Here is a 25,198-nt window from a genome sequence, read left to right as displayed (position 1 = left end):
CCCATGCATTTCGACACGCCTGCGGGCAGCAATCCGATCGACCGCCTCAAGGTGGTGGGCCAACCCGTGAACCGTATCGACGGTTCGCTCAAGACCACCGGCACCGCGACCTACGCCTACGAGCATCGCGACATCGGCGGCAAGCCTGCGTACGGCTTCGTGCTGGGCGCGGCCATCGGCAAGGGTCGGATCTCCAGCATCGACGAGTCGCGCGCCCGGGCAGCGCCAGGGGTTCTCGCCATCGTGACTGCCCGCAACGCGGGAAAGCTCGGCGTCGGGGCGTTCTACGTCGACCGTGCGCTGGCTGGCCCGGCTGTCGACCACTACGGACAGGCCGTCGCCGTGGTAGTCGCCGAAACCTTCGAGCAGGCGCGTGCCGCCGCATCGCTGCTGGACGTACGCTACGTACGCGAGCAAGGCGCGTTCGAGCTGGCTGCGGCCAAGGACCTCGCCGTCATACCCAGGCCTGCGGCGTTCGGGCCACCGCCGCAAAGCGCCATCGGCGACTTCGAGGGCGCCTTCGCTGCCGCGCCTGTCATGCTGGACGAGACCTACACCACGCCGGGCCAGTCACACGCGATGATGGAGCCGCACGCCAGCATCGCCGTGTGGCGAGGCGACCAGCTGACCGTTTGGTGTCCGATCCAGCAGCTCAATTGGGGCGCGCGCGATCTGGGCTTGATCCTGGGAATCTCCAAGGAGAACATCCGCTTGCTTGCGCCCTATATCGGGGGTGGTTTCGGAGGCAAGGGCACCGTGCTGGCCGATACCGTGGCCGCGGCGCTGGCCGCGCGCGCCGTGGGACGCCCGGTGAAGGTCGCATTGACGCGGCCGCTGATGTTCAACAGCACGACACACCGGCCGGCCACGATTCAGCGCATTCGCATCGGCGCGGGGCGTGACGGCAAGATCACCGTGATCGGGCACGAGAGCTGGTCCGGCAACCTGCGTGGCGGCCGCACGGAGGCTGCCACGGCGTCGACACGCTGGCTGTACGCGGGCGCCAACCGCATGACCCGCCTGCGCCTCGCCGTACTCGACCTTGCAGAGGGCAATGCCATGCGCGCGCCTGGCGAGGCTCCCGGCATGATGACGCTAGAGATTGCAATGGACGAGATGGCGGAGAAATTGAGCATCGACCCTGTCGAGTTCCGCATCCTGAACGATACGCAGTTTGCTCCCGAGGAGCCCCAACGGCCGTTCTCCAAGCGGCAACTGGTGGAATGCCTGCGCCTCGGCGCCGAGCGCTTCGGTTGGAGTCGGCGCCAGCCCAGGCCAGGCATGGTGCGCGACGGGCACTGGCTGGTCGGCATGGGCACCGCGGCCGCGATCCGTGGTGCGCCGATCGCCAAATCCGCTGCACGGGTGCGGTTGGACCGCCATGGCGTCATCACCGTGGAAACCGACATGACGGACCTCGGCACGGGCAGCTACACCATCATTGCGCAGACTGCGGCCGAGATGATGGGCGTCGGCCTCGATCAGGTCGTCGTGCGGCTCGGGGACAGCCGCCTTCCGGAGTCGCCTGGGTCCGGCGGCCAGTGGGGCGCAGCGTCGGCGACTTCCGGTGTGTACGCCGCGTGCGTGAAGCTGCGCGAGACCGTGGCGCAGAAGCTGGGTTTCATTGCCGCCGACATCGATTTTACGGACGGGCACGTGCAGTCCGGCGAACGCCGCGTACCGCTGAAGGAGGCTGCCGCGCAGGGCGAACTCGTGGCGCAGGACGAGATGACCTACGGGGACCTGCCCAAGCAGTACGCGCACCAGACCTTCGGCGCGCACTTCGTGGAACTGGGCGTTAATGCGTTCACCGGCGAGATCCGCCTTCGGCGCATGCTTGCCGTGTGTGCTGCGGGCCGCATCCTGAACCCTAAAACCGCCCGCAGCCAGGTGATTGGTGCGATGGTGATGGGCGCGGGTGCGGCGTTGATGGAAGAACTGGTGGTGGACCCGCATGCAGGCTGCTTCATCAACCACGACCTGGCCGGCTACGAGGTACCTGTGCACGCGGATATTCCGCAGCAGGACGTGATCTCCTCGACGAGGTGGACAACACGATGTCCCCGATGAAGGCCAAGGGCGTCGGCGAACTGGGCTTGTGCGGCGTGGCCGCAGCCATCGCCAACGCGGTCTACAACGCGACCGGGGTACGAGTGCGCGACTATCCGATCACGCTGGACAAGTTCCTGGACCGGTTGCCGGGCCAAGCCTGAGTGGCTCGTCGCCGTGACATGGTCGCGACGGTCAGCTTTGCTCGTCATCCTCCATGTCTTGCTCCAGCTTCTGCCGCAATGACGCCATGATCTTTTGCATCGTCTTGATGTCATCCAGCGCAATCCCGTCCGAGAGGCTGTTGATCCAAGGAGCTTGCAAAGCCATGGCGGCAGCATAGGCCTGTCTTCCTCCGTCAGTCAGAACCACAAGTTGCGCTCGCCGGTGGTGAGGGTTGGTCTCGAATGCGACAAGTCCTTCCTTCTCGAGGTCGTTGACGATTCGCTGCACGTTTTGCCGATTGGCGCCCAGATTGCGAGCGAGCCACGCCACGGGCTGCGGGTGCTCGCCCTTGAAGATGGTGCCGAGAATCTGCCAGCGGGCGCTTGTCAGTCCGAGCGGTGCGACAAGCCGATCGCCGGCTGTCAGCAGACGGCTGTTGAGCCTGAACAGTTCGAGCATCAAGCTGCCCATCGCTTCACCGGAAGGGGTTCGCCTTGTTCTTGTCATACGTCTCTATAAAGCGTTGTTGACAACATAGTGTCATATTGGCATCATTTGATCGTACCAGAATGACAGCAGGCAGCCATCAACGGCGAAGGGCCAGGCGTGCCCGTTTCAAAAGACCAGAGCATGACATTGAGCAATAGCACGATCCTCATTACCGGAGGCTCCAGCGGCATCGGATTGGCGCTTGCGCGACGACTTCTTCAGCGTGGCAATCGTGTCATCGTCTGTGGCCGAGGGGCCGAGGCGCTGGCCCGCGCGCAAGCGATCGAGCCGGCGCTGATCACGCGAATCTGCGATGTCACGAACGCCGGGAGTCGAAGGGAGCTGGTCGACTGGATTGCTGCCGAGCACCCGGACCTCAGCGTCGTTTTCAACAATGCCGGAGTCCAATCTCGCCGCAGCTTCACCGGGGATCATGCGTTGGACGACCTGGAACAAGAGGTTGCGATCAACTTCACTGCGCCGGTGCAGCTTATCGGTGAGCTGCTGCCGCTGCTGCGTCGACAACAGCGGGCTGTCATCGTCAACGTCACGTCGGGACTGGCCTTCGCGCCAATGGCCGACGTTCCCGTGTACTGCGCAACCAAGGCTGCGCTGCACTCGTTTACTCTCAGTTTGCGGCATCAACTTCGCCACACCGCAGTCAAGGTCGTGGAAATGGTGCCTCCAATCGTCGACACCGGCCTGGGTGGCGACGCTCGCAGCGACGGTACAAAGAACGCCGGGATGATGAGCCCGGACGCTTTTGCGAGTGAAGCGTTGGCGCGCCTCGACGAAGACCGCGATGAAGTGCTGGTCGGCATGTCGATCAACACCCGCCAGCACGGCGAGTCGCTGTTCCAGCGTATGAATGGGGGTTGAGCCCATCCAGCCACTTCCAAGTCGGTGCGACTCGGCTCCTATGAACTTGGCTCAGTGAACCTCGGCGTCTGAACGGTACAGATCCAACAAGCGCTCCATGTCGCGGCGCGGCGGCGCACCGAACTGCCGGCTGTATTCGCGACTGAACTGTGACGGACTGAGGTAGCCGACCTGGAAGGCAGCGGCGGATGCATCCAACTGCTCTGTGAGCATGAGCCGGCGCGCTTCGTTCAGGCGCAGCAACTTCTGGAATTGCAGCGGGCTCATCGAGGTGAGTTGACGGAAGTGGTGATGAAGGCGGGAGGTGCTCATCTGCGAGAGTGCTGCGAGTTCCTCGATGTGCAGCGGCACTGCGAAGTTTGATTTCAGCCAGTCGATGGCCCGTGCGACCCTACGGCTCTGACTGCCGGCCGAGGCGAGTTGGCGCAGCAACGCGCCTTGATCGCTGACCAGAAGCCGATAGAAGATTTCCTTTCGGATGAGCGGTGCCAGAACGGGGACGGCCGCGGGTTCGTCGAGCAGCTTTACCAGGCGGTCGAACACTTCGAGCAACGCCGTCGTGGTCTTTCCCAGGCTGATGCCCCGGCCACTGGGCGGCTCGCGCGAGGGTCGAGGCAGCTCGGTTTGCAACATCACTTCTGCGATTGCACGCTCGTCCAACCTCAGCACCAGACTCAGGTAAGGGGCCTCGCGACTGGCTTCGACTGTTCGCAATACGACCGGAAGGTCGAGCGACGTAATCAGGAACCTGTGCCTGTTGTATGCAAACACATCGTCGCCGAGCAGCGCACGTTTGGCGCCTTGAATGGTGAGTGCAATGGCCGGCTCGAGCATGCAGCTCATGGCCTCCGTCGGCGCGTCATGCCGGTAGAGGGTAAGGCCTGGGCTGCCAGTGGCGAACTGCTCGACGCCGGCGGTCCACCGGGCGATGCGTTCAGCCAGCGACGACCGCACGGCCTCGAACCGTTCGGCCTCTTCGGAGCGACTTGTTTGCTTCCGCTTGTTCATTCGACGCATGGTAGTGAAGGAACGCCGCCGTAGTGCCCGACCGTCGCATCTTCAGGACGAATAGGCAAGAACACGAGGCAATTGGTCTAGTGCGAAACGAGTGGCGGCGTCGATAATGGGCGCATCGATTTCGGAGGCGTGAAAGCCCATGAATATTAGGCAACTCTTGATGTTGGTCACATCGGCGGCAACGCTGTGCCTTTGTCTATCCGCCGGCGCTCAGGAAGCGCTGGGCCCCGTCGTGCGCTGGGCGGACCTGGAAATCGATCCCGCGCAGCTGGAAGGATTCAGGGCAGCGGCTAGTGAGAATGCGGAGGCGACGCGCAGGTTGGAACCGGGTGTGCTGGCCTTCCATGCGGCGGCTGAAACAGGCAACCCGACGCGCATCCGTGTGTTCGAGGTGTACAAGGATGCAGGCGCATATCGAGCCCATTTGCAGACACCGCATTTCCAGCAGTTTCGCGCCACCACGGAAAAGATGATGACGGCCCGCAAGCTGTACGACACCGTGCCCATCCTGCTCGGTTCGAAGCCGCAGTTGCCCGCCACAGCGCTTGTGCGCATCGCCGAACTGGAGATCGACCCGGCACAGCTCGAAGCTTACAAGACGGCCGTAACGGAGGAGATCGAAGCGTCGATCCGCGCCGAACCTGGTGTGCTGGCCATCTATTCGGTAGCCTTGAAAGACAACCTGTCCCATCTTCGGTTCTTCGAGATCTATGCGGACGAGAACGCCTACCGGCAGCACATCGAATCGCCGCATTTCAAGAAGTATGTGGACCTCACCAAATCGATGATCACGGCGCGCAGGCTTTTCGAGGCCGAATCCATCGCCGCGAGCGCGAAGGCACGGTGAGGCGCGCTGTCACGCCAAGGAAAACTTTCATGAAGTCGAAACGATCTCTGCTGTTCGTGCTGTCGACCGCCGCCTTCATCGGCGGCTTGCCTGCAAAGGCCCTGCACGCTCAGCCGGTTCCCGGAACCAAGCCACCTGCCTACTACATCTCCGAATTCGAGCTCACCGATCCGGAAGGCATCAAGCCCTACGGCGCAGCAGTCGAATCGACCTTCGCGCCGTTCGGCGGACGCTACGTCGTGCGCGGCGGCAAGGTCGCCTCGCTGGAAGGCGAGCCCACCAAGCGTCTCATCATGATCGCGTTTCCGAGCATGGAACAGGCTCAGGCCTGGTACGACTCGCCCAGGTACCGGGAACTGATGCCGATCCGGCACAGATCGGCGAAGTCACGGGTCTTCATCATGGAAGGCTTTGCCAACTAGAGGCGCGCTCGGACGGTCGGAGCTTCAATCCTGCACAGACAGGCGATACACCCGTGCTGCGGTGCGACGGAAAAGCGCTGACTTCTCGTCCGCGGACGCGTCGCGGACTATGTGCTTGAGCGCATTCCACAAGGGGACGAATCCGGCTGCACGGCCATCGGGCGGATAGTTGCTCTCCATCATGCATCGCTCGGGGCCAAAGGCTTCAATCGCGGCCTCGACGTAGGGCTTCCATGCGGCGGCGAGCTCGAGATACCCGACCGGATCGGCCCGCTTCTCGAAGCCGAAGCCCCAGAACGGCAACCCGAGCCCGCCGATCTTGCAGGTGATGTTTGGCCGGCGACCAAGCTCTCGCAGGGAGGCGCACAGCTTCTCGAACACGTCCGCGCGTCCTCGGGCATCCAGGTCCATGGCCATGGCCTGGCCGACATGATTGAGCACGATGCTGCCATCGGGGAATGCATCGGCGAGCTGCGCCACTTCATCGAGCTGATGGTGAAACACGGCGGCGTCGAAGGTCAGGCCGCGGGCGACCACTTCGCGGAACCCCGCGTGGAACTTCGGATGCTTCATGATCCCGCGCGCCGGCCTATTCGTGACATAGCGGAACGGCGCGTCGCTCTCATCCTCGATCGTGATCTGCCGCACGCCGCGAAAGCGCTCGGGTGCGCGTGCGAGCGCCTGGTCGAGGAGTTCGCCGACCTGCTCGCCAAACCGGAGGTCGGCATGGCCGATGATTCCTGCACAGATGCGGCGGTCGCCGTATGCACCACTGGCACTCATTGCGCCGATGCCGTTCGCAAACTCAACCTCGCCCAGCGGCCGGAGCAGCTCCGGTCCGTCGGGTCGGCTGAAAGCGAGCGTTTCGACAAAGATGGACGCCACGATTCGATGGCCCGCGCGGACGTCCGCGAGGTAGTCCTCGAACATATAGCGCAGCGCAGGACGGTCGAACAGATGATGCGCGGAGTCGATGATCGCAAGTTCGGGGTCCAGGATCGGCTCATCGCGACCGGCGTGAAGCTGAGGGTAGGGGTGCAGGTTTGTCATGACAGTGGCTCGGTACGGGCGGTTCAGTTCTTGGTCGCGGCATCTGCGAATCGGATGCCGGCTCTCGCTTCGTACAGCCGCGAGAGTTCGTCGAGGTTGGCATCGCCTCCAAGCTCGTTGGCGCCGGCCTCGACCGTGCTGCGTACGGTGTGCGCGATGAGCATCGGAGCGCCGGCCTCCATGCCGAGTCGGCAAGCGAGGTCCAGATCCTTCACCATCAGCTCCAGCCGCAGCTGGGCCGTCTGGCCGCCGGAGGCGAGGGCGGGCATGATGCGTTCGAAGGCCTGCGTCCATCCCGAGCTCTTGTTGATGACCCGTTCCATGTCGCCGAGCTTCAGGCCGATCTTGACGCCGAGCGCAACGGTTTCGTAGGCGATCAGGCGGTTGCACGCCCCCAGGGTGTTCTTGATCAGCTTTGCCACGTTGCCGCTTCCACTGGGGCCGAAGTACACGACCGTCGGGCCGGTGCGCTGCAGGATCGCACGCACCCGGGCGAAGGCCTGTTGCTGTCCACCGCAGAAGGTGACGATCTTTCCTTCCGCGGCGCCCTTCGGTCCTCCTGAGACGGGTGCGTCGATCATCGCGACCCCAAGGGCCTCCAGTTCAGCGGCCATGGCCCGGGTGGCTGCCGGATCGCCGGTGGTCTGGTCAACCACGATCTTGCCCTTGGACAATCCTTCGCCGAGGCCACCATTGCCGAACAGCACCTTCCGCACAACGGCGGAGGTGGGCACGCAGATCATGATCACGTCGCAGGCCCGTGCCAGCGAAGGCAGGTCGGGAGCGACGACGGCGCCGGCCGCTTCAAGGTCCCGCACAGCGTCCGCGCGAACGTCGTGGATGTGAACCTCGCACGAGCTGTCGAGGAGCCGCCGCGCAATGGCGCCGCCCATGGCACCGAGGCCCACATAGCCGATGACGGGGTGCTGGGCCGACGCGTCGGCGGTGTCAGGCACCTCGACTTGATCGACGTCATCTCTCAGCCGCGTCGCTGCCATCGATTCGATGAGGCCGATCATGTCTTCGAGGCGGGCCTTCGGCCCCACGGTGTTGACGCCGATCTGGAGCAGAGCCCGGGCGACGCCGGCGATCGGGATTGGCGCTCCAGCTTTCATCGACAGGTGGATGGCTTGGTCGACGTCCTTCACCATGAGCGGCAGTGCGAAATCGCTCGAGGGCTTGCCCGCCAAGAGTGCCGGAAGTGCGACCTGAGAGATCCGGCTGCGTCCCGTGCTCTGGTTGATGGCCTCCGTCATCGCGGCCAGCGAGAGGCCTTGCTTCCTTCCCATGGCGACGACCTCAAGCGTTGCGAGGCGGCATGCGGCGTTCATCGCATTGTTGAGCATCTTGATGGCCTGTCCATCGCCCAGGCGCTCGCCGCAGCGCACGACTGTCGGGCTGATGGCGTTCAGGATGGGTGCGACCTGCTCGAAGGCCGAGTGTGGTCCGGACACCATCATCGTGATCCTGCCTTCGTCTGCAGCAGCAACGCCTCCGGCGACCGGAGCGTCCAGCATGAAAACGCCGCGCAAAGCCAACTCGCGTGCAATGGCGCGCGTCTCCTCGGGCACGCCGCTTGTCTGATCGATCACGATGGAGCCCGGCGCAAGTGCTTCTGCCATCCCCTCGGGGCCAAACATTAGCTGATGAACGTCAGAACTCCGGGGCAGGCACAGCAGGACGACCTTGCACTGCCTCGCGACATCTGCGGCGGTCGGCGCCACCACAGCTCCGGCGGCTTCGAACCTGCTTGCAGTCTGAGGGTTGAGGTCCCACACATGCAATCGACAGGTACCGACCAACCTGCGCGCGAGCGCGCCCCCCATGGCGCCAAGTCCGATGTATCCCACGTGCACGGCCGTCATTGCGAATTCCATTCTGATGATTGAAGCAGATACCAGTCTCCCAAGGGACCCTGTGGGAGCAACTGCAAATTGCGTACCGGCCTCTGCACGCTTGCTGCGCCCCGTCCACGCGGACATGTGTGTCCTGCACAAGGACATTGATGTCCTCCGCAGCGGCGCTTCGGGCCCCATCGGCGGCGGACGCGCGTGGCATGAGTGTTGCAGCCGGCGCTCCAGTTGGCATCGGCTCACACACAGACATCAGAGGTAATGCATGAATCACTACGGAATGTTCTACTTGGACGGGCAATGGGTGGAGGCACCAGGCGCCGCTCGCTTCACGCTGGTCAATCCCGCGACCGAGGCTCCCCACGCGACTGTCAGCCTCGGAAGCTCTGACGATGTCGATCGTGCAGTCGGCGCAGCGCGCAAGGCGTTCGCATCGTTCAGCAACACGACCAAGGCCGAGCGCATCGCGTTGCTGGAGCGCGTGGTCAGTGAATTCGAGGCGCGTGAGGACGACATCATGGCCGCGGTCTCCCTCGAGATGGGCGCTCCCCGCGGCATGAAGGCGCACACGCGCACGGGGATCGAAGCCTTCCGCCAAGCCATCGTCACCCTTCGCGAGTACGAGTTCGAGACTCGTCTCGGTACCAACCTCGTCCGGCGCGAGCCGATCGGTGTCTGCGGTCTGATCACAGCATGGAACTGGCCGGTCCAGCTGATCTGCACGAAGCTCTCCGCCGCACTGGCGGCGGGGTGCACCGTGGTGTGGAAGCCCAGCGAATTCACGCCACTGAGCGCCTTGGGTCTCGCAGAAGTCATGCATGCGGCCGGCGTCCCACCTGGGGTCTTCAATCTTGTCAATGGCGATGGCCCGACGGTCGGCAACGCGATCAGCCGGCACGCCGACATCGACCTGGTGTCCTTCACCGGATCCACACGAGCCGGCGTTCTCGTCGCGGAAGCAGCAGCAGCCACCGTGAAGCGTGTGTGCCAGGAACTGGGTGGCAAGTCCGCCAACATCATCCTGCCCGACGCAGACCTCGCGGCCGCAGCGAAATGGAATATCGCGCGGGGCTTCTCCAATAGCGGGCAGTCCTGCCACTCGCCGACGCGCATCCTTGTCCATGAGCAACAGCTTGATGAGCTGAGAGCTCTCCTGGTGGAGGAGGCCGGCAAGATACGCGTCGGCGACCCCCAAGATCCAGCCACGACCCTCGGGCCGGTGGTCAACAAGGCCCAATTCGATCGCGTGCAGAGCTATATCCAGATGGGGCTCGCCGAGGGTGCCGACCTGGTTTGCGGCGGAGCTGGCCGACCCGAGGGTCTGGATGCCGGTTTCTTCATCAAACCGACCATCTTCTCCAATGTGAACCCGAGCATGACAATCGCCAAGGAAGAAATCTTCGGCCCCGTCCTCGCGGTGATTCCCTATGCCACCGAGGCCCAAGCCATTGAGATCGCCAACGGCACACCGTACGGCCTCGGCGGGTACGTCTTCTCGTCCGACCGCCGCAAGGCCTATGACATCGGAGCGCAGCTGCGCGCCGGCCGCATCTTTTTCAACGGCGCGCCCAGCAACTACGTGGCTCCCATGGGCGGGTACAAGCAGTCTGGCAACGGGCGCGAGATGGGCGTATTCGGTCTGGAGGAGTACCTGGAAGTCAAATCGATGATCGGCTTCGACGAACCTGCAGGCGCCTGATCGTGATTGCCCCGAAGGTGGGGGCTCTTCGCGCGGCACGACGTCCAGCACTAGCCTTAGAACCGGCTGGCGCGTGCGGTGTCACCGTGCGAGATGACGGTCGAAGAAGGTCCGCAGATCGGCGAAATGTTGCCGGGTCTCCTGCGCGTCGGCGTTGAACATGTACTGCGCATGGGACATGCCCTCGAACACCACGAGGTCTGCCACGACCCCAGCATCGCGCAGTTTGCGGTGTACGCGCACTGTGTTGCTGAGGAAGAGGTCGCGCGTCCCTGTCGTCAGGAGGGTCGGTGGAAAGCCTGCGAGATCGCCGTACACAGGCGACAGCAGGGGGTCCTTGAGATCATGACCGTTGGCGTATAAGGCGGCGGCGTCGCCGAGCCAACCGTCGTGGCTGACCAGCACGTTGTCGACCATCTCGTTGGTGAAGTAGCTGTCGCCGGTCTTTGTCATATCGGACCAAGGCGTTCCTGGGGCCACGGCGGCGGGCAGCGGCAATCCCTCGCGCTTCGCGCGCAGCACCATCGCCAGTGCCATGCTGCCACCTGTGGAGGTGCCGAAGATCGCCACGCGGCTCGGGTCGGTCGATTTCACGACCTCTCTGTACACCGCCATTGCATCGTCCAACGCAGCCGGGTACGGATGGTCTGGCGGCATGCGGTAGTCGATGGAAACCACCTTGAAGTGGCCGAAGCCGGCCATCAAGATTGCCTCGTTGGTGCCGGCCTCGCCCGGGTTCAGCACATAGCCGCCTCCGTGAACATGGACCAGCACGCGGCGGAGATTTTCCGGCGAGGTCACCCGCGGCGCGACGGTGAACACCTTGACACCAGCGATGACGCTTGGCTCGACCGTCACTTCGAGCTTCTGCCGCAGAGCCGGCAGACCGCGGACAGCCCCTTCGGCGCGCTGCTGCACCCAGGTCCGCCATTCTTCGGTGCCCTTCGGATGCTCGTTCCAGATCGGCGAAGGCCCGCCTGCGATCATCGTGCGCAGTTGCGGACTCACCGTGCCGGGCACCGGCATCAGGCGGGCGGGAATCTGTCGGGCCGCCTTCTGATCGGTTACCGCCGCCACCGGCACCTGCGGACTGCGCACCGGGTCGATTGCGCAACCCTGGCCGGCCAAGATTGCCGTGGCCGCGGCGAACAGCAGCATGCTTCTCTGGAGCCTCATTGGGCTTGTCTCCTTCGTGGTTCTTGCCTCCAGTTCGATCTTTGGAGCGACACGCATGGCGCACCGCACTAGAACGACGGGATGCCCACCGTGTTGCCTCCGTCGACAGGGAGGACTACCCCGGTGATGAAGGCCGCGTCGGCGGAGAGCAAAAAGCAAATCGCTGCGGCAATGTCTTCCGGTTCGCCCGCACGGCCGAGCGGGTGGGCGGCACGAATTTTTCTGACGTTCTCCGGGTCCTCGAACATGGACGAGGTCATCGCGGTGCGAATCATCCCCGGTGCAACTGCATTCACGCGAATGCCCAGCGAGGCCAGCTCCAAGGACATCGACTTCGTGATGCCCGAGACGCCGAACTTCGACGCCGAGTATCCGAGGCGATTGGGAATGCCCACGATCCCGGCGCCGGACGTGATGTTGACTATTGCGCCTGGCGACTTTGCGTCGCGCAGCGCACGTGCGAAGGCCTGGCAGACATTGAACGTGCCATCCAGGTTGATCGACAGCACCCGGCGCCAGGCGTCCGGCTCGAGATCGAGTACGTTGCCCACGCTTCGGATTCCGGCACTGTTGACGAGGCCGTAGAGCTGTCCGAAACGCGCGGCCGCGCTGGCGATCAGCCCGGCGACCTGGTCACGGTCGGTCACGTCGACGCGCGCGGCAAGAATGCGGCCGCCATCGTTGAACTCGGCGGCGAGCTGTTCCACGTCCTCCATGCGCACGTCGGCCGCAACGACCGAAGCGCCTTCCGCAAGAAGGCGGCGAACGCAGGCTGCGCCGATGCCGCTACCGGCACCAGTCACCACAATGGTCTTTTCATCAAAGCGGCTCATCTTCGACTACTCCTTGGTCCAGCCAAGATCGGTGGCGAACTTGTGCAGCCGGGTGGCTTCAGTCCGTATGTAGGCATTGAATTCCGTCGGCGGCATCACCATCGGCTCAGTCGCTTCCGACTGCATCCGCTCGTTCAACTCGACGGTCGCGAGCGCGTCGCGCAATGCGGTCGAAAGGCGATTCACCACATCCGGCGGCGTGCCGGCGGGAGCGAAGAGGCCGAGCCAGTAGTAGTAGCTGAAGCCCGGCAAGCCCTGCTCGGCGAACGTCGCTACGTCCGGCAGCGCCCGCAGGCGAGTCCCCGATGTCACGCCAAGAGCTTTCAGCCGACCGCCCTTGAGGTTGCCGACACTGCTGCTGTAGGCGTCGAACAGCATGCTGACGCGCCCGGCAATCAAGTCCGGCATTGCCGCTCCGTTGCCCTTGTACGGCACATGCAGCAGTTGTACTCCCGCCTGCTGGACGAACATCTCCACCGGGATGTGGGTCGCGGAGCCGACGCCGGCGGAACCGTAGCTCAGCTTGCCCGGTTGAGATTTCGCTTGCGTCACGAATTCCGTCAGCGACTTCTCGCGGCGGTCCGTCGCAACCACCATGATCGCCGGAGAGCGTGCCATGGACCCTACGCCGGTGAAGTCCTTCAGCAAGTCATAGCCAGGATCCTTCTTTACCACCGGCTGAAGCATGATGGTGGCGCCGGTCGAAAGCAGGGTGTAGCCATCCGCGGGTGCGGACTTGACGTGTCGGATGCCCACCAGACTGTCGGCGCCTGGGCGGTTGTCGATGACGACCGGCTGTCCAAGGTTCTCGGACATTCTCTGTGCCACGAGGCGCGTGGTGTTGTCGCCCCAACCGCCCGCCGCGGTTGCGACGACGATGCGGACAGGACGGGTCGGGAACGGGTCTGCTGCAAGGGCAGGTGCCGTCGCGACCATGGCGAATGCAGCTGCAGCCGCGGCTCGAAGCCAATCATTCATGCTTAGTACTCCAGATATGCCGCTGCTGTTTCAAGACGTACCGATCTTCACGGTCTTGCTCAGTTCACGCCATTTGGCGAGTTCGCGCTCGAGGTACTGTCGATACTCTTCGGGTGGGGCGACCTTGGGTCGCAGGAACATCACCTCGCGCATCCGCTGATCGACTTCCGGCATGGCCGAGACCTTGTTGAAAGCCTCGTTGAGTCGCTGCACGATCGGTGCCGGCATGCGTGCCGGTCCCATCAACCCGAAGAACGTGTAGGAACCCATCGACTTGAGTGCCGAGCCGCCTGCTTCGGCAACGCTGGGAACGTTCGGCAGCGACTTGAGCCGCTGCGCTCCGGTCACCGCGATCGCCTTGACCTTCCCCTCATTGACGAGCGGGACGGCGAACTGCGCCGTGATCATCGACAAGTCCACATTGCCGGCCATTGCATCGCGCGTGATCTCCGCTTCGCTCTTATAGGGGATGTGGGTGAAGGACGCGCCCGTCACACTGATCAGATATTCCATCTGGAGGTGGTTGCCTGAGCCGATGCCACCGGAGCCGTAGTTGAGCTTTCCAGGGTTGGCCTTTCCATAGTCGACCAGCTCAGGCAACGAGCTCACCGGGACGCCAGGCTTCAGGATCAGCACGGCTTCCGCTTCGGCAAGCAGCGCAATCGGCGTGAAATTCTTGAGCACGTCGTAGGGCAGGTCCCGACGAACGCCAGGATTCTGCGCAAGCGCTCCGCCGGTCCCGATCCACAACGTGTATCCATCCGGCGCGGCATTCATGACTGGCTGCGCCGCAAGAAGTTCGGAGGCACCTGGTTTGTTGTCGATGACAACGGGCGTGTTGAGGACTTCCTGAAGCTTGGCCGCGTAGAGGCGAGCGAGACTGTCGGTCCCGCCGCCGGCGCCATAGCCGATCAGAATCTTGATCGGTCGTGACGGGAACTGTTGAGCATGCGCACCACCTGCCACAAGGGCGGCAGCGCAAGCCATGGCAAGGGTGCGGACAATCGCCCCCGTGAGTCGAAAGAGCCGAGGAACTATCGCATGGCATTGGATCTTCATTGTCTGTCTCCGGATGCAAAGGTTTGGTCTACGAAAAGGTGTCGGTCTGGTCTGCACGTAGGTAGGACCGGTGGGAACTTCCGCAGCGCTTACTTGGCCGCGGCCTCGAACAGGTCGAGCGCTGCCTTGCCGGCCGCGAGCCCGGCGGGCCAACCGGCGTAGAAGGTCACTTGCACGATCAGGCCGCGCAGTTCGTCGAGCGTGATGCCGTTCTCGAGGCCGCGTCCCATCCATACCTTCATCTCGTCGACCTTGCCGCCAGCGGCCAGCACGCCCAGGGTGACCAGAATGCGGTCGCGGTACGCCAGCTCCGGCTGCTTCCAAACGTCGCCCAGAAGGACCTGTTGGCGGATGCGTGCGAGCTGCGGCACATGTTCATACACGAGGGCGGCATCGGCGGTGGTGGGTTTCAATGTCATTTGATGTCTCGAAAGGGTAGGGATCTGGTCGGCTGTGCTGTGTAAACAAACGGGCGGGCGCTTGCCTCATTCCATGGTGATGCCGTTCTCCTTGACGACGCGGCTCCACCGCGCGTCTTCTTCGCGGATGAACTGAGCGAACTCAGGTCCGTTGCGGAGCTTCACGGTTAGCCCAAGCTTGACGAGTTGCTCGCGGACGCCAGGATCGGCTGCGCCCTTGGTGAACGCCTGATGCAGGCGGTCCCGAACATCCGCCGGCGTCTTGGCGGGCACCATGAATCCGTACCACACGGCCGGGTAGAAGTCCGCGAAACCAAGTTCCGCCATCGTCGGTACGTCGGGAAGGCCCGGCAGCCGCTGCTCCGATGTCACGGCAAGGACCCGAATGCCGCCAGTCTTCACCATCTGCATCCCCTCGAGGCTGGACACGAACATCAGATGAACCCGGTTGGCGGCCACATCCTGAATGGCCGGCGCTACACCTCGGTAGGGGACGTGGGTGCCTTGGATCTTCAGGTCACGCAGCAGACGCACGGGGGCGAGGTGCCCGAGCGACCCCATCCCGCCCGACGCATAGCTGAGCCCACCGGACATGGCCTTTGCGAACGTCACGAGATCAGGAATGGACCGGATGGTTGAGCTGGCCGGCACTGCCAAAAGCAACGGCACTGATCCGACACCGATAACGGGTGCGAAATCGCGCCCCAGGTCGTACGGGACGCTTCGCTGCAGACTGCCCACGATGACGGCGTTGGGAGTCACCTGCAGGATGGTGTATCCGTCCGCCCGCGCGCTGGCCGCGGCCTGAGTGCCTATTACGGTGTTCCCTCCGGCTCGGTTGTCGACGACCATGGACTGACCCAATTCCGCCCCGACCTTTTCTGCAAATACGCGTCCAAGGATGTCGCTGGAGCCGCCCGCAGCGAAGGGAACGATCAGCTTGATGGGGCGCGACGGATAGGTGGCCGTCTGCGCTGCGACGCTGCCCACAAGGCAGGTGGCTGCGACGACAGCCGCCAAGGTACGCGCAATGCGCTTCAATTCGATCATCAAGGTCTCCGCTCTTCTGGATGGGTGCTTCGCGATATGGAGCCTCTGCAAAGCCTGTGCCCGCGCCGTCGAGGCCATGGAAGCACGTAGGCACACCCTGGTGTACGGGCCATGCACATCGCCTGCTTTTGCCAAGGACAGAGTGGTCGGTGGGCGCACATCGCGGGCAGCGCGCGCGGGAGAAGAGGTGGGCTTGCGTGCACCGAGGGGACTGCACAGGAGCCTCTCTGGCATCGCACTTGCAACGGATGTCGCATTCGATGCAAGTGATGAACTTCGAATGAGACAGCCCTGAGCATGCGGAGGTGCAATGAGCAACCAGTCAAGAGGTATCGACATCCCATGAACGCTGTGCAACGCACGATCCTCGCCTGCGTCTTCGCGCTTATCGGCGGCATGGCCACGGCGCAGACTAACTGGCCTGCCAAGACCATCCGCATCGTCGTTCCGTTTCCGGCTGGCGGGCAGACTGACGTAGCTGCCCGGGTGATCGGTCAGGCGCTGGGCGAATCGCTGCAGACAGCGGTCATCATCGAAAACAAGGCCGGGGCGCACGGATTCATCGGTGGCGCGGAGGTGGCCAAGGCGCCTGCGGATGGATACACCTTGCTGATGGCGAGCACCGGAGCCATTGCCATCAACCCGCTGCTGCACGACCGGATGCCATACGACCCGAACCGCGACTTCACGCCCGTCTCGCTGCTGATGACGGTGCCCATCGTCATCATGGCAAACACGCAGTTGCTCCCCCTGCGAAGCGTGCAGGAACTGGTCGCGCATGTGAAGGCGCACCCGGGACAGGTCAACTTCGCCTCGGCTGGCAATGGGGGCTCCTCGCACCTGGTGGCGGAGTACTTCAAGCATCGCACCGGCACCGTGATGACACATATTCCCTACAAGGGGGAGGCTCCTGCGACGGCGGACGTGGTGGCGGGGCAGGTGCACCTGATGTTCAACACCCTGGTAAGCACGCTGCCGCACCTGAAGTCCGGCAAGGTGCGCATGCTTGCGACCACGACGCGCGAGCGGCTGCCGGAGTACCCCGAAGTGCCGACCGTCGCCGAGGCCCTGAACCTCAAAGATTTCGAGGCTTCGTCGTGGGCGGCCTTGTACGCGCCTGCGGCCACGTCACCGGAGATCGTCGCTCGTCTCTCGGCAGAGGTGGACGCTGCGCTCAAGCGCCCCTCGGTCGCGAAGCGCCTCAAAGAGTTGGGCGCCATGCCGGTCGGCGGGCCGCCCGAGCGCCTGGCGGTCCTGCAACGTGTGGAACAGGAAAAATGGGGGCGGGTGATCAAGGCTGCCGGGATCAAGGCGGACTGAGCTTGTCCGTGCAGGGCATGTGCTCGCGCAATGTGTCGGCGGCCGACCTGACTTTCGAACCTGGCTATTCGAACGTTGCTCGCGAATGCCTGACACGCTTGTACTTTCGCGGACATCGAGCCGCCTGCCTGGCAGGCGGACCGCGTCCGCGATTTCCCTTCACGTCAGAAGGCTTGTGTCTGCACCCAAGCCGGTGACGCCAGCTTCAGATCAGAACGCGTGACGGATACCCAAGTCGTATCCCGTCGAGGTTTTCGGAGTGAAGACGCCGCCCGGCGTGTTGAAGAAGGCCGGGCCACCCACGGTCAGGCTTGCGCCGTTCTTGTTGCGCACGCGTGCAACCGTGGCATACAGGGCCGTGCGCTTCGACAGGTTGTGCACGTAGCCGAGGGCAAACTTGTTGGCCTTCGGATCGCCAGCGAACGACAGCGGCAGATTGAAGTCGTACTTGACCTGCGAGTAGGCCACGCGGATCAAGCCAGGCCCCACGGGAACTGTGGCGCCGACCAGGTAGCCGTCGAGGTCGACATCGGGCGTTCCCCCGGGAAGCGGCGTAATGTCGTATTCGGTCTCGCGCTTGGCGCGGGCGACTTCGCCGAAAAGCTTGACGGGCCCGAAGTCGTACGAGGCGCCCAGGGTTGCGACCTTCAAGTAGCTGGTGGTCCCCGCGTAGAAGCTGTCGCCAGTCGTGGTGTTGCCGTAGGCAACTGCGACATCCAACGGTCCATTCTGGTAGCCGAAGCGGCCGCCGAAGTAGCGGCCGGCGCGCGTCGTGGCCACGGTGCCTGGATTCAAGAGACCGGCTGCGGAAATACCGGGCGGTGTAGCGGTGCCAGGGTCGTACTTTGTGTTCTCGTGCAGCGCGTACATCGCCTGACCATAGAAGCCGCCAAGATTGCGAGGCAGAAAATACCCAATGCTGTTGCTGTTGCGAACTGAGCTGTTCCCTGTGACGTTGGTGATTCCGGGAACGGGCGTGATGGTCGGGCCGAATGCTGCAAAAGAGCCGTTGATCACGGTGTGGATCAGGTTGGTACCGGCGCCATTGGTCCCGAATGGATCGAACACGGTTTCGTTCCAGAACGAAGGGGTGTAGTCGCGACCCAGGCGAAGCTCACCGAAACCGCCCGAAAGACTGACGGTTGAACGACGCGCGAAGGTCGAAAGGCCTTGCTGGCCATCGTCGTTCGTGATCGGCGCTTCGAGCCAAAAGCTCGCTGCCAGCCCGCCACCAAGGTCTTCAGTGCCTCGAAAGCCAAAACGGCTGGAGTTGTACGCCGAGTTGCGCAGTTCCGTGCGGCTTGTCTTGACGCTGCCACGGTTCAGGTAGGTCGGATTCAGAAGCGTGGGGCCATTGAGGTCTTCGGCACGGTTCGAAAAACCGCTGACGGAAGTATCGACCACGCCGAACATCACGACGGACGACTGGGCCGAGGCAGCGCCGGCCACGGCCAGGGTGGCCAGGGCCACGAGAGTTTTCTTCATTGCAAGTTTTCTCCAAAGGTTAAACATCGGGCTCCGACGGAATGAGCTCACCGCGACGGGCATTCGTTGCTCCATCGGACCCCTGGGTCAACCTCCTTATGGGAAGCTGTCGCTGTTGCGCATGCGGCGCTGTCTCGGCAGCGCATGTGCGTTTTTCCCTCGCTCCGGCTGTTGGCCGTCCTGCTTCTAATGAATGAAGCGACAGCGGCAGAAGGAGCAAGGGCGATGCCAGCCGTTCAGCGTGCAAATCGCCGGTGAAATGCCTCGCAATCCCGTTGCCGTGTCTCCGGCGAAGGCGCGTGTGTCTTGCTTGCGTACAAGTGCCGTTGATGGACGCAACTGAGCGGTGCGATCACGCTTCGCAAGCTCCGGGGAGCCGCTGGTGGCGGTGCTGGTGCCCGCCTGATCGCCTACTTCTGTTCCCGGAGTGCGGGATAGAGGTTGACGTAGCCGCGTTCCACACGCTTCGCCTGGCTCATGGTGGACCAGGGACCGTAGATCTCCGGGTATTGCATGAAGACGTTCGGCGGGCCAGCGTCGGCGGGGAGCGAGGGAAGAAATGGCATGGGAAACCTCCGCAGGAAGGTAGGTGCCCTGGCGCAGCGGATGCGCGGATGGATCGTGCTACTCGATCGCCTTGCCCATGTCCTCGACCACCTTCTTGGCGTCGCCGAAGACCATCATGGTCTTATCCATGTAGAACAGCTCGTTGTCCAGACCGGCATAACCCGCGGCCATCGAGCGCTTGTTCACGATCACCGTCTTGGCCTTGTAGGCCTCCAGGATCGGCATGCCGTAGATCGGCGTGCCCTTGGTGAGCGCAGCAGGGTTCACCACGTCGTTGGCCCCCAGGATGATCGCGACGTCGGCCTGCGCGAACTCGCCGTTGATGTCTTCCATCTCGAACACCTGGTCGTAGGGCACCTCGGCCTCCGCCAGGAGCACGTTCATGTGGCCCGGCATGCGCCCGGCCACCGGATGGATCGCGTACTTCACCGTCACGCCCTTGTGCGTGAGCTTCTCGGCCAGCTCGTTCACGGCGTGCTGCGCCCGCGCCACCGCCAGGCCGTAGCCCGGCACGATGATCACCGTCTCGGCATTGGAGATCATGTAGGCGGCGTCGTCCGCGCTGCCGCTCTTCACCGGCCGCTGCTCCTTGGCTCCGCCTGTCGCGGCCGCCGCCTCGCCGCCGAAGCCGCCCAGGATCACGTTGAAGAACGACCGGTTCATCGCCTTGCACATGATGTAGGAGAGGATGGCACCCGAGGAGCCCACCAGCGAGCCGGCCACGATCAGCATCGCGTTGTTCAGGCTGAAGCCGATGCCGGCCGCGGCCCAGCCCGAGTAGCTGTTGAGCATCGAGACCACCACCGGCATGTCGGCGCCGCCGATCGGGATGATGATCAGCACGCCCATCACGAAGGACAGGAGCAGCATCAGGAAGAAGGCGGTCCAGCTCTCGGTGGCCATGTACACCAGGCCGAGGCCGATGGTCAGCAGGCCGAGCGCCAGGTTCAGCATGTGCTGGCCCTTGAACTGGACCGGCGCGCCCTGGAACAGGCGGAACTTGTACTTGCCCGAGAGCTTGCCGAAGGCGATGACGGAGCCGCTGAAGGTGATGGCGCCGATGGCCGCGCCGAGGAAGAGCTCCAGCCGGTTGCCCGCCGGGATGGCGAAGCGCGCGAAGCCGTCGATGAGCACCGTGCCCGCGGGCGTGCTGCTGCCGACCACCGCCGGCACCGGCGGCGGCGTGATGCCGAAGGCCCAGGGCTCAACCACCGCGGCCACCGCGATGAAGACCGCTGCCATACCGATCATGCTGTGGAAGAAGGCCACCAGCTCGGGCATCTGGGTCATCTCGACGGTCTTGGCGCGCCAGGCGCCGTAGCCGCCGCCGACCACCAGGCCCAGGAGCACCCAGGCCATGCCGAGCGCCTTGCCGCCGGAGAGCTGCACGATGAGCGCGGCGGTGGTCAGGATGGCGATGGCCATGCCGGCCATGCCGAAGATGTTGCCGCGGATGGAGGTGGTGGGGTGGCTCAGGCCCTTCAAGGACTGGATGAAGCAGACCGAGGCGATCAGGTACAGCAGCGTGACGACGTTCATGCTCATGCTGCATTCCCCTTGTCGGCCGCGGGCGCTTGCTTCTTCTCTTTCTTCTTGAACATCTCGAGCATTCGCCGGGTGACGAGGAAGCCGCCGAAGACGTTGACCGCGGCCAGCGCCACGGCCAGCACGCCCATGGTCTTGCCCAGGCCGCTTTCGGTGAGCGCCGCCGCCAGCATGGCGCCGACGATGACGATCGCAGAGATCGCATTGGTGACGGCCATCAGCGGCGTGTGCAGCGCGGGCGTGACGGTCCAGACCACGTGGTAGCCAACGTAGATAGCCAGCACGAAGATGATCAGGTTGATGACGGTGTGCGAAACGGGATCCATGGTCTTTTTTCCTTCTCTCTCACTTCCGGGTCACTTGGCCGTCTTTGCTCATCAGGCAGGCGGCCACGATGTCGTCTTCGAGGTCGATGTGGAGCGCGCCTTCCTTGTTCAGGATGAGCTTGAGGAAGTCGAGCACGTTGCGCGCGTAGAGGGAGGAGGCGTCGGCCGCGACCAACGCCGCGAGGTTGGTCTCGCCGACGATGGTTACGCCGTGCTTGACCACCGTCTTGTCGGCCTCGGACAGCGGGCAGTTGCCGCCCACGCCGTCAGGGCCCTTGCCGGCAGCGATGTCGACGATGACCGAGCCCGGCTTCATCGACTTGACCATGTCTTCGGTGATGAGCGTTGGCGCCGCGCGTCCCGGGATCAGCGCGGTGCTGATCACGACATCGGCGGCGGCCACGCGCTTGGCGACTTCGACCTTCTGCCGGTCGAGCCAGCTCTGGGGCATCGGCCTGGCATAGCCGCCGACGCCCTGCGCCGCTTCCTTCTCTTCGTCGGTGTCGTAGGAGACGTCGATGAACTTGGCGCCCAGCGATTCGACCTGCTCCTTCACCGACGGGCGCACGTCGCTCGCCTCGATGACGGCACCCAAACGCTTGGCGGTGGCGATGGCCTGCAGGCCGGCAACGCCGACACCGAGGATGACGACGCGCGCGGCCTTCACGGTGCCGGCGGCGGTCATGAGCATGGGGAAGAAGCGCTGGTACTTGTCGGCGGCGATCATGACGGCCTTGTAGCCGGCGATGTTGGCCTGGCTGGAGAGCACGTCCATGCTCTGCGCCCGGGTGGTGCGCGGGGCGGCTTCGAGTGCGAAACCGGTGAGGCCCGCCGTCGCAAGCATTTGCAGGCCGGCGGCATCGAAGGGGTTGAGCATGCCCACGACGACGGTGGCGGGCTTCATTAGCGCCGCCTCGGCATCATCGGGCGCGCGCACCTTGAGCACGATGTCGGCGCCGAAGGCGCCGTTGCGATCGGTGATCTCGGCGCCGGCAGCCTGGAAGGCCGCATCGGTGAGGCTGGCTGCAACGCCGGCGCCGCTCTGGATGCGCACGGTGTGACCCTGTGCAACAAGCTTCTTGGCCGTCTCCGCGGTGACGGCCACTCGGGTTTCGCCCGCGATCGTTTCGGCGGGTACGCCAATTTGCATGATGTTCAGCCCCCTCGAGGAGCGTTGTGGTTGTTGTCGGGAGTTGCGCGCGCTCTGCGCGACTACACACGTTCCAGGATGACGGCGATGCCCTGCCCCACGCCGATGCACATGGTGCACAGCGCATAGCGGCCGCCCTGCTTGTGCAGCTGGTTCACCGCGGTGGTGGCAAGCCGCGCACCGCTGGCGCCCAGCGGATGGCCGAGCGCGATCGCGCCGCCGTTGATGTTGACGCGCGCGTCGTCGTCCTTCAGGCCCAGGAGGCGCAGCACCGCGAGGCCCTGCGCGGCGAAGGCCTCGTTGAGCTCGATGACGTCGATCTGGTCGAGCGTGAGGCCGGTGAGCTTCAGCACCTTCTCGGTAGCGGGCGCCGGGCCGATGCCCATCACGCGCGGCGGCACACCGGCGGTCGCCATGCCGACCACGCGGGCGCGCGGCGTGAGGCCGTACTTGGCCGCATGCGCCTCGTCGGCCAGCAGCAGGGCCGCGGCGCCGTCGTTCACGCCGCTGGCATTGCCGGCGGTCACCGTGCCGTCGGGCCGCACCACGCCCTTGAGCTTGGCCAGCGCCTCGAAGCTGGTATCGCGCGGATGCTCGTCCTTGTCGACCACGATCGCCTCGCCCTTCTTCTGCGGCACGCTGACCGGCACGATCTCGGCATCGAAGAAGCCCGACTTCTGCGCCGCGACGGCGCGCTGCTGCGAAGCCAGCGCCATGCGGTCCTGCGCTTCGCGCTCGATCTTGTAGTCGGTCGCCACGTTCTCGGCCGTCTCGGGCATCGAGTCGACGCCGTACTGCGCCTTCATGAGCTTGTTGACGAAGCGCCAGCCGATGGTGGTGTCGTAGACCGCATTGGCGCGGCTGAAGGCGCTCTCGGCCTTGGGGCTAACGAAGGGCGCGCGGCTCATGCTCTCCACGCCGCCGGCGATCATCAGCCCGGCTTCGCCGGCCTTGATGGCGCGCGCGGCGCTGCCCACGGCATCCAGTCCCGAGCCGCACAGGCGGTTGATGGTCGCGCCGCCGAGCTCCTTCGGCAGGCCCGCGAGCAGCGCCGACATGCGCGCCACGTTGCGGTTGTCCTCGCCGGCCTGGTTGGCGCAGCCATACAGCACGTCGCTGACGGCCTGCCAGTCGACGTCCTTGTTGCGTTCCATCAGGGCGCGGAGCGGCACCGCGCCGAGATCGTCCGCGCGCACGCTTGAGAGAGCGCCGCCGTAGCGGCCGAAGGGGGTGCGAACGGCGTCGCAGATGAAGGCTTGGTTGCTCATGGGTGTGGATCGATGCGAAAGGTTGGGTCAGGATCAGGCCGCTCGGTCGGGGGCGGACAGCGGCAGCGAGAGTCCGGCGCGACGTACCAGCCATGGTGAAGGCCGGTAGCGCTGATCGCCGAAGGTGTCGTAGAGGCCCTGGAGAATCGCGAGGATGCGTTTCGCCCCGATGCGGTCGCCCCATTCGAACGGGCCGGACGGGTAGCCAAGCCCCAACCGCACCGCGGCATCAAGGTCGGACGGCGAAGCAATCCCCTGTTGCGCCATCTCGCACGCGAGATTTACGATGCAAGCCATGACGCGCGGTGCGACGTAGCCGGGGGAGTCCGCAATCACGAAGGAGACGATCCCTTCGGCTGCAAACAGTTGCTCGGCGGCCTGAACGGCCGCTGCGCCGGTCGCCGGCGAGGTCATCAGCGTGACGCCGGTCCGGCCACTGAAGACAGGATCAATCGCCACCGCCTTGGTTGCGTCGATCGCCATGTTCGCGACGGTGGAGGAAAGATCGCGGCCCAGGGGCGCAAGCAGGATCACATCGGCTAGGCGAGGGTCAGGGCAGCTGCGGGCGGACGGCAGCAGCGCGGCAATTTCCGCCGGCAGTGCGCCGGCACCTTCCGTCGGCCACCAAACGACGGCTCCGTCCGAATCGCCTGCGGCGGCCGGCTGGGCTGCCTGCCCCTGTGCCGCGCCGCCACCGTACCGGTAGAAGCCTTCCTTGCTCTTGCGACCCAGAAGCCCCGCGACCATGCGTGTGCGCGCCAGCGCCACCGGCCGATACCGGTCGTCACCGTAATACTGAGCGTGGATGGATTCCATCACCGGCACCGAGACGTCCAGGCCGGTCAGGTCCAGCAGTTCGAACGGACCCATGCGGAAGCCCGCGCAGTTGCGCAGGATCGCGTCAAGTACCGGGTGCTCGGCCGCACCTTCGGCCAGCAGCTTGAGGCCTTCCGTCACGAAGGCGCGCCCGGCGTGGTTGACGACGAAGCCCGGCGAGTCGGACGTCACCACCGCCCGGTGGCCGACCCGTTTCGACAGCGCAACCAGCGACTCGATAACGCGGGAGGCGGTGCGAGGTGCCTGCACGACTTCCACGAGCCGCATGCGTGGTACCGGATTGAAAAAGTGCCAGCCGGCGACGCGCTGCGGCTGCGCGCAGGCTGCGGCGATGGCCGTGACGCTGAGCGACGAGGTGTTGGTCGCGAGGATGCATTCCGGCGAGACGATCGCCTCGAGGCTGCGGAACAGCTGCTGCTTGGGCTCGAGCTGCTCCACGATCGCCTCGACCACGAGGTCGCAGCCACCCAACTGAGCCAGCTCGGTGGCCGCCTGGATGCGCGCGAGTGTCGCGTCGGCGTCCTCCTGCGCCAGCCGGCCCTTGGCCACACCCTGCGCGAGATCATCGCGCACTGCATCGCTCGCGCGCGCCACTGCCGTTGCGGCCATGTCGAAGAGCTGCACATCGCAGCCCGCCGCTGCGCACACCTGCGCGATGCCGCGCCCCATGGCACCGGCGCCGATGATCCCCACTTTACGAATTTCCTGGCCCACC

22 protein-coding genes and 1 pseudogene are annotated in these 25,198 nt (G+C 64.5%); 6 read left to right on the top strand and 17 right to left on the bottom strand.

Annotation, left to right across the window (positions count from 1 at the left end; genetic code table 11):
• Positions 1 to 3 precede the first annotated feature (3 nt).
• Positions 4 to 2,213, top strand: a pseudogene (gene paoC / locus ACSQ89_RS16330) (aldehyde oxidoreductase molybdenum-binding subunit PaoC).
• A 31-nt stretch (positions 2,214 to 2,244) separates the two neighbouring features.
• Here paoC and ACSQ89_RS16325 read toward each other — a convergent pair.
• Positions 2,245 to 2,685 (bottom strand): MarR family winged helix-turn-helix transcriptional regulator, encoded by a 441-nt coding sequence (locus ACSQ89_RS16325; RefSeq protein ID WP_436290120.1) that lies wholly within the window; start codon positions 2,683 to 2,685, stop codon positions 2,245 to 2,247.
• Positions 2,686 to 2,844: 159 nt separating this feature from the next.
• Between ACSQ89_RS16325 and ACSQ89_RS16320 the strand changes: the two genes are divergently transcribed.
• Positions 2,845 to 3,582, top strand: a complete 738-nt coding sequence (locus ACSQ89_RS16320) for an SDR family oxidoreductase (protein WP_436290121.1) — start codon at positions 2,845 to 2,847, stop codon at positions 3,580 to 3,582.
• 51 nt (positions 3,583 to 3,633) lie between these two features.
• On the opposite strand, the gene ACSQ89_RS16315 is transcribed toward ACSQ89_RS16320, so the two are convergent.
• Positions 3,634 to 4,590, bottom strand: coding sequence for an AraC family transcriptional regulator N-terminal domain-containing protein (locus tag ACSQ89_RS16315; RefSeq protein ID WP_436290122.1), 957 nt, complete (start codon positions 4,588 to 4,590; stop codon positions 3,634 to 3,636).
• 169 nt (positions 4,591 to 4,759) lie between these two features.
• On the opposite strand from ACSQ89_RS16315, the gene ACSQ89_RS16310 reads away from it, so the two are divergent.
• Positions 4,760 to 5,446 carry a putative quinol monooxygenase gene (locus ACSQ89_RS16310; RefSeq protein WP_436290123.1) on the top strand — a complete coding sequence of 229 codons (687 nt, stop codon included), beginning with the start codon at positions 4,760 to 4,762 and terminating at the stop codon, positions 5,444 to 5,446.
• A gap of 29 nt (positions 5,447 to 5,475) precedes the next feature.
• Positions 5,476 to 5,868 (top strand): DUF1330 domain-containing protein, encoded by a 393-nt coding sequence (locus ACSQ89_RS16305; protein WP_436290124.1) that lies wholly within the window; start codon positions 5,476 to 5,478, stop codon positions 5,866 to 5,868.
• A gap of 24 nt (positions 5,869 to 5,892) precedes the next feature.
• Here ACSQ89_RS16305 and ACSQ89_RS16300 read toward each other — a convergent pair whose 3' ends face one another.
• Both ACSQ89_RS16300 and ACSQ89_RS16295 read right to left on the bottom strand, forming a co-directional pair.
• The gene (locus tag ACSQ89_RS16300) at positions 5,893 to 6,918 is read right to left on the bottom strand and encodes an amidohydrolase family protein (RefSeq protein WP_436290125.1); all 1,026 of its coding nucleotides are present in this window, start codon (positions 6,916 to 6,918) and stop codon (positions 5,893 to 5,895) included.
• 23 nt (positions 6,919 to 6,941) lie between these two features.
• The gene (locus ACSQ89_RS16295) at positions 6,942 to 8,954 is read right to left on the bottom strand and encodes an NAD(P)-dependent oxidoreductase (protein WP_436290126.1); all 2,013 of its coding nucleotides are present in this window, start codon (positions 8,952 to 8,954) and stop codon (positions 6,942 to 6,944) included.
• A gap of 82 nt (positions 8,955 to 9,036) precedes the next feature.
• Between ACSQ89_RS16295 and ACSQ89_RS16290 the strand changes: the two genes are divergently transcribed.
• A complete protein-coding gene (locus ACSQ89_RS16290) occupies positions 9,037 to 10,470 on the top strand; it encodes an aldehyde dehydrogenase family protein (protein ID WP_436290127.1) in 1,434 nt (477 codons plus the stop codon).
• 81 nt (positions 10,471 to 10,551) lie between these two features.
• On the opposite strand, the gene ACSQ89_RS16285 is transcribed toward ACSQ89_RS16290, so the two are convergent.
• From ACSQ89_RS16285 to ACSQ89_RS16260, 6 genes are all read right to left on the bottom strand, one after another.
• A complete protein-coding gene (locus ACSQ89_RS16285; RefSeq protein ID WP_436290128.1) occupies positions 10,552 to 11,628 on the bottom strand; it encodes an alpha/beta hydrolase in 1,077 nt (358 codons plus the stop codon).
• Between the two features lie 86 nt (positions 11,629 to 11,714).
• A complete protein-coding gene (locus ACSQ89_RS16280) occupies positions 11,715 to 12,479 on the bottom strand; it encodes an SDR family NAD(P)-dependent oxidoreductase (RefSeq protein WP_436290130.1) in 765 nt (254 codons plus the stop codon).
• Between the two features lie 6 nt (positions 12,480 to 12,485).
• On the bottom strand, positions 12,486 to 13,457 hold the full coding sequence (locus ACSQ89_RS16275) for a Bug family tripartite tricarboxylate transporter substrate binding protein (protein ID WP_436290131.1): 972 nt from the start codon (positions 13,455 to 13,457) through the stop codon (positions 12,486 to 12,488).
• A gap of 30 nt (positions 13,458 to 13,487) precedes the next feature.
• Positions 13,488 to 14,516, bottom strand: coding sequence for a Bug family tripartite tricarboxylate transporter substrate binding protein (locus ACSQ89_RS16270; RefSeq protein ID WP_436290132.1), 1,029 nt, complete (start codon positions 14,514 to 14,516; stop codon positions 13,488 to 13,490).
• Between the two features lie 89 nt (positions 14,517 to 14,605).
• Positions 14,606 to 14,935, bottom strand: a complete 330-nt coding sequence (locus tag ACSQ89_RS16265) for a carboxymuconolactone decarboxylase family protein (protein WP_436290133.1) — start codon at positions 14,933 to 14,935, stop codon at positions 14,606 to 14,608.
• A gap of 66 nt (positions 14,936 to 15,001) precedes the next feature.
• Complete coding sequence (locus ACSQ89_RS16260) at positions 15,002 to 15,985, bottom strand: Bug family tripartite tricarboxylate transporter substrate binding protein (RefSeq protein WP_436290134.1); 984 nt, start codon at positions 15,983 to 15,985, stop codon at positions 15,002 to 15,004.
• A 342-nt stretch (positions 15,986 to 16,327) separates the two neighbouring features.
• Between ACSQ89_RS16260 and ACSQ89_RS16255 the strand changes: the two genes are divergently transcribed.
• Positions 16,328 to 17,305 carry a Bug family tripartite tricarboxylate transporter substrate binding protein gene (locus ACSQ89_RS16255; RefSeq protein ID WP_436290135.1) on the top strand — a complete coding sequence of 326 codons (978 nt, stop codon included), beginning with the start codon at positions 16,328 to 16,330 and terminating at the stop codon, positions 17,303 to 17,305.
• 210 nt (positions 17,306 to 17,515) lie between these two features.
• On the opposite strand, the gene ACSQ89_RS16250 is transcribed toward ACSQ89_RS16255, so the two are convergent.
• From ACSQ89_RS16250 to ACSQ89_RS16220, 7 genes are all read right to left on the bottom strand, one after another.
• Positions 17,516 to 18,790, bottom strand: a complete 1,275-nt coding sequence (locus ACSQ89_RS16250) for a porin (protein ID WP_436290136.1) — start codon at positions 18,788 to 18,790, stop codon at positions 17,516 to 17,518.
• A gap of 410 nt (positions 18,791 to 19,200) precedes the next feature.
• Positions 19,201 to 19,356, bottom strand: coding sequence for a hypothetical protein (locus tag ACSQ89_RS16245; protein ID WP_436290137.1), 156 nt, complete (start codon positions 19,354 to 19,356; stop codon positions 19,201 to 19,203).
• Positions 19,357 to 19,414: 58 nt separating this feature from the next.
• Positions 19,415 to 20,902 (bottom strand): NAD(P)(+) transhydrogenase (Re/Si-specific) subunit beta, encoded by a 1,488-nt coding sequence (locus tag ACSQ89_RS16240; protein ID WP_436290138.1) that lies wholly within the window; start codon positions 20,900 to 20,902, stop codon positions 19,415 to 19,417.
• On the bottom strand, positions 20,899 to 21,228 hold the full coding sequence (locus ACSQ89_RS16235; RefSeq protein WP_436290139.1) for an NAD(P) transhydrogenase subunit alpha: 330 nt from the start codon (positions 21,226 to 21,228) through the stop codon (positions 20,899 to 20,901). The genes ACSQ89_RS16240 and ACSQ89_RS16235 overlap by 4 nt, the downstream gene beginning before the upstream one ends.
• Positions 21,229 to 21,247: 19 nt before the next feature.
• Positions 21,248 to 22,378: a Re/Si-specific NAD(P)(+) transhydrogenase subunit alpha gene (locus tag ACSQ89_RS16230; protein ID WP_436290140.1), complete on the bottom strand. Its 1,131-nt coding sequence runs from the start codon at positions 22,376 to 22,378 to the stop codon at positions 21,248 to 21,250.
• 62 nt (positions 22,379 to 22,440) lie between these two features.
• Entirely contained in the window at positions 22,441 to 23,646 is a 1,206-nt protein-coding gene (pcaF, locus tag ACSQ89_RS16225) for a 3-oxoadipyl-CoA thiolase (RefSeq protein WP_436290141.1), read from the bottom strand.
• Positions 23,647 to 23,679: 33 nt separating this feature from the next.
• On the bottom strand, positions 23,680 to 25,185 hold the full coding sequence (locus tag ACSQ89_RS16220) for a 3-hydroxyacyl-CoA dehydrogenase (protein WP_436290536.1): 1,506 nt from the start codon (positions 25,183 to 25,185) through the stop codon (positions 23,680 to 23,682).
• Positions 25,186 to 25,198 lie beyond the last annotated feature (13 nt).

Source organism: Variovorax sp. LjRoot175, from assembly GCF_964253805.1.
GTDB lineage: Bacteria > Pseudomonadota > Gammaproteobacteria > Burkholderiales > Burkholderiaceae_C > Variovorax.
Note: the sequence above shows the minus strand (reverse complement) of the source record. Positions and strands in the feature narration are given on the sequence as shown.

Excerpts from the sequence above, each read along its gene's own strand:
- pcaF (WP_436290141.1), bottom strand. The coding sequence starts at position 23,646 with ATGAGCAACCAAGCCTTCATCTGCGACGCCGTTCGCACCCCCTTCGGC.
- ACSQ89_RS16255 (WP_436290135.1), top strand. The coding sequence starts at position 16,328 with ATGAACGCTGTGCAACGCACGATCCTCGCCTGCGTCTTCGCGCTTATC.
- ACSQ89_RS16300 (WP_436290125.1), bottom strand. The coding sequence starts at position 6,918 with ATGACAAACCTGCACCCCTACCCTCAGCTTCACGCCGGTCGCGATGAG.
- ACSQ89_RS16230 (WP_436290140.1), bottom strand. The coding sequence starts at position 22,378 with ATGCAAATTGGCGTACCCGCCGAAACGATCGCGGGCGAAACCCGAGTG.
- ACSQ89_RS16245 (WP_436290137.1), bottom strand. The coding sequence starts at position 19,356 with ATGCCATTTCTTCCCTCGCTCCCCGCCGACGCTGGCCCGCCGAACGTC.
- ACSQ89_RS16270 (WP_436290132.1), bottom strand. The coding sequence starts at position 14,516 with ATGAAGATCCAATGCCATGCGATAGTTCCTCGGCTCTTTCGACTCACG.
- ACSQ89_RS16280 (WP_436290130.1), bottom strand. The coding sequence starts at position 12,479 with ATGAGCCGCTTTGATGAAAAGACCATTGTGGTGACTGGTGCCGGTAGC.
- ACSQ89_RS16240 (WP_436290138.1), bottom strand. The coding sequence starts at position 20,902 with ATGAGCATGAACGTCGTCACGCTGCTGTACCTGATCGCCTCGGTCTGC.
- ACSQ89_RS16310 (WP_436290123.1), top strand. The coding sequence starts at position 4,760 with ATGTTGGTCACATCGGCGGCAACGCTGTGCCTTTGTCTATCCGCCGGC.
- ACSQ89_RS16250 (WP_436290136.1), bottom strand. The coding sequence starts at position 18,790 with ATGAAGAAAACTCTCGTGGCCCTGGCCACCCTGGCCGTGGCCGGCGCT.
- ACSQ89_RS16290 (WP_436290127.1), top strand. The coding sequence starts at position 9,037 with ATGAATCACTACGGAATGTTCTACTTGGACGGGCAATGGGTGGAGGCA.
- ACSQ89_RS16260 (WP_436290134.1), bottom strand. The coding sequence starts at position 15,985 with ATGATCGAATTGAAGCGCATTGCGCGTACCTTGGCGGCTGTCGTCGCA.
- ACSQ89_RS16295 (WP_436290126.1), bottom strand. The coding sequence starts at position 8,954 with ATGGGGCCCGAAGCGCCGCTGCGGAGGACATCAATGTCCTTGTGCAGG.
- ACSQ89_RS16320 (WP_436290121.1), top strand. The coding sequence starts at position 2,845 with ATGACATTGAGCAATAGCACGATCCTCATTACCGGAGGCTCCAGCGGC.
- ACSQ89_RS16305 (WP_436290124.1), top strand. The coding sequence starts at position 5,476 with ATGAAGTCGAAACGATCTCTGCTGTTCGTGCTGTCGACCGCCGCCTTC.
- ACSQ89_RS16285 (WP_436290128.1), bottom strand. The coding sequence starts at position 11,628 with ATGCTGCTGTTCGCCGCGGCCACGGCAATCTTGGCCGGCCAGGGTTGC.
- ACSQ89_RS16325 (WP_436290120.1), bottom strand. The coding sequence starts at position 2,685 with ATGGGCAGCTTGATGCTCGAACTGTTCAGGCTCAACAGCCGTCTGCTG.
- ACSQ89_RS16265 (WP_436290133.1), bottom strand. The coding sequence starts at position 14,935 with ATGACATTGAAACCCACCACCGCCGATGCCGCCCTCGTGTATGAACAT.
- ACSQ89_RS16315 (WP_436290122.1), bottom strand. The coding sequence starts at position 4,590 with ATGAACAAGCGGAAGCAAACAAGTCGCTCCGAAGAGGCCGAACGGTTC.
- ACSQ89_RS16275 (WP_436290131.1), bottom strand. The coding sequence starts at position 13,457 with ATGAATGATTGGCTTCGAGCCGCGGCTGCAGCTGCATTCGCCATGGTC.
- ACSQ89_RS16235 (WP_436290139.1), bottom strand. The coding sequence starts at position 21,228 with ATGGATCCCGTTTCGCACACCGTCATCAACCTGATCATCTTCGTGCTG.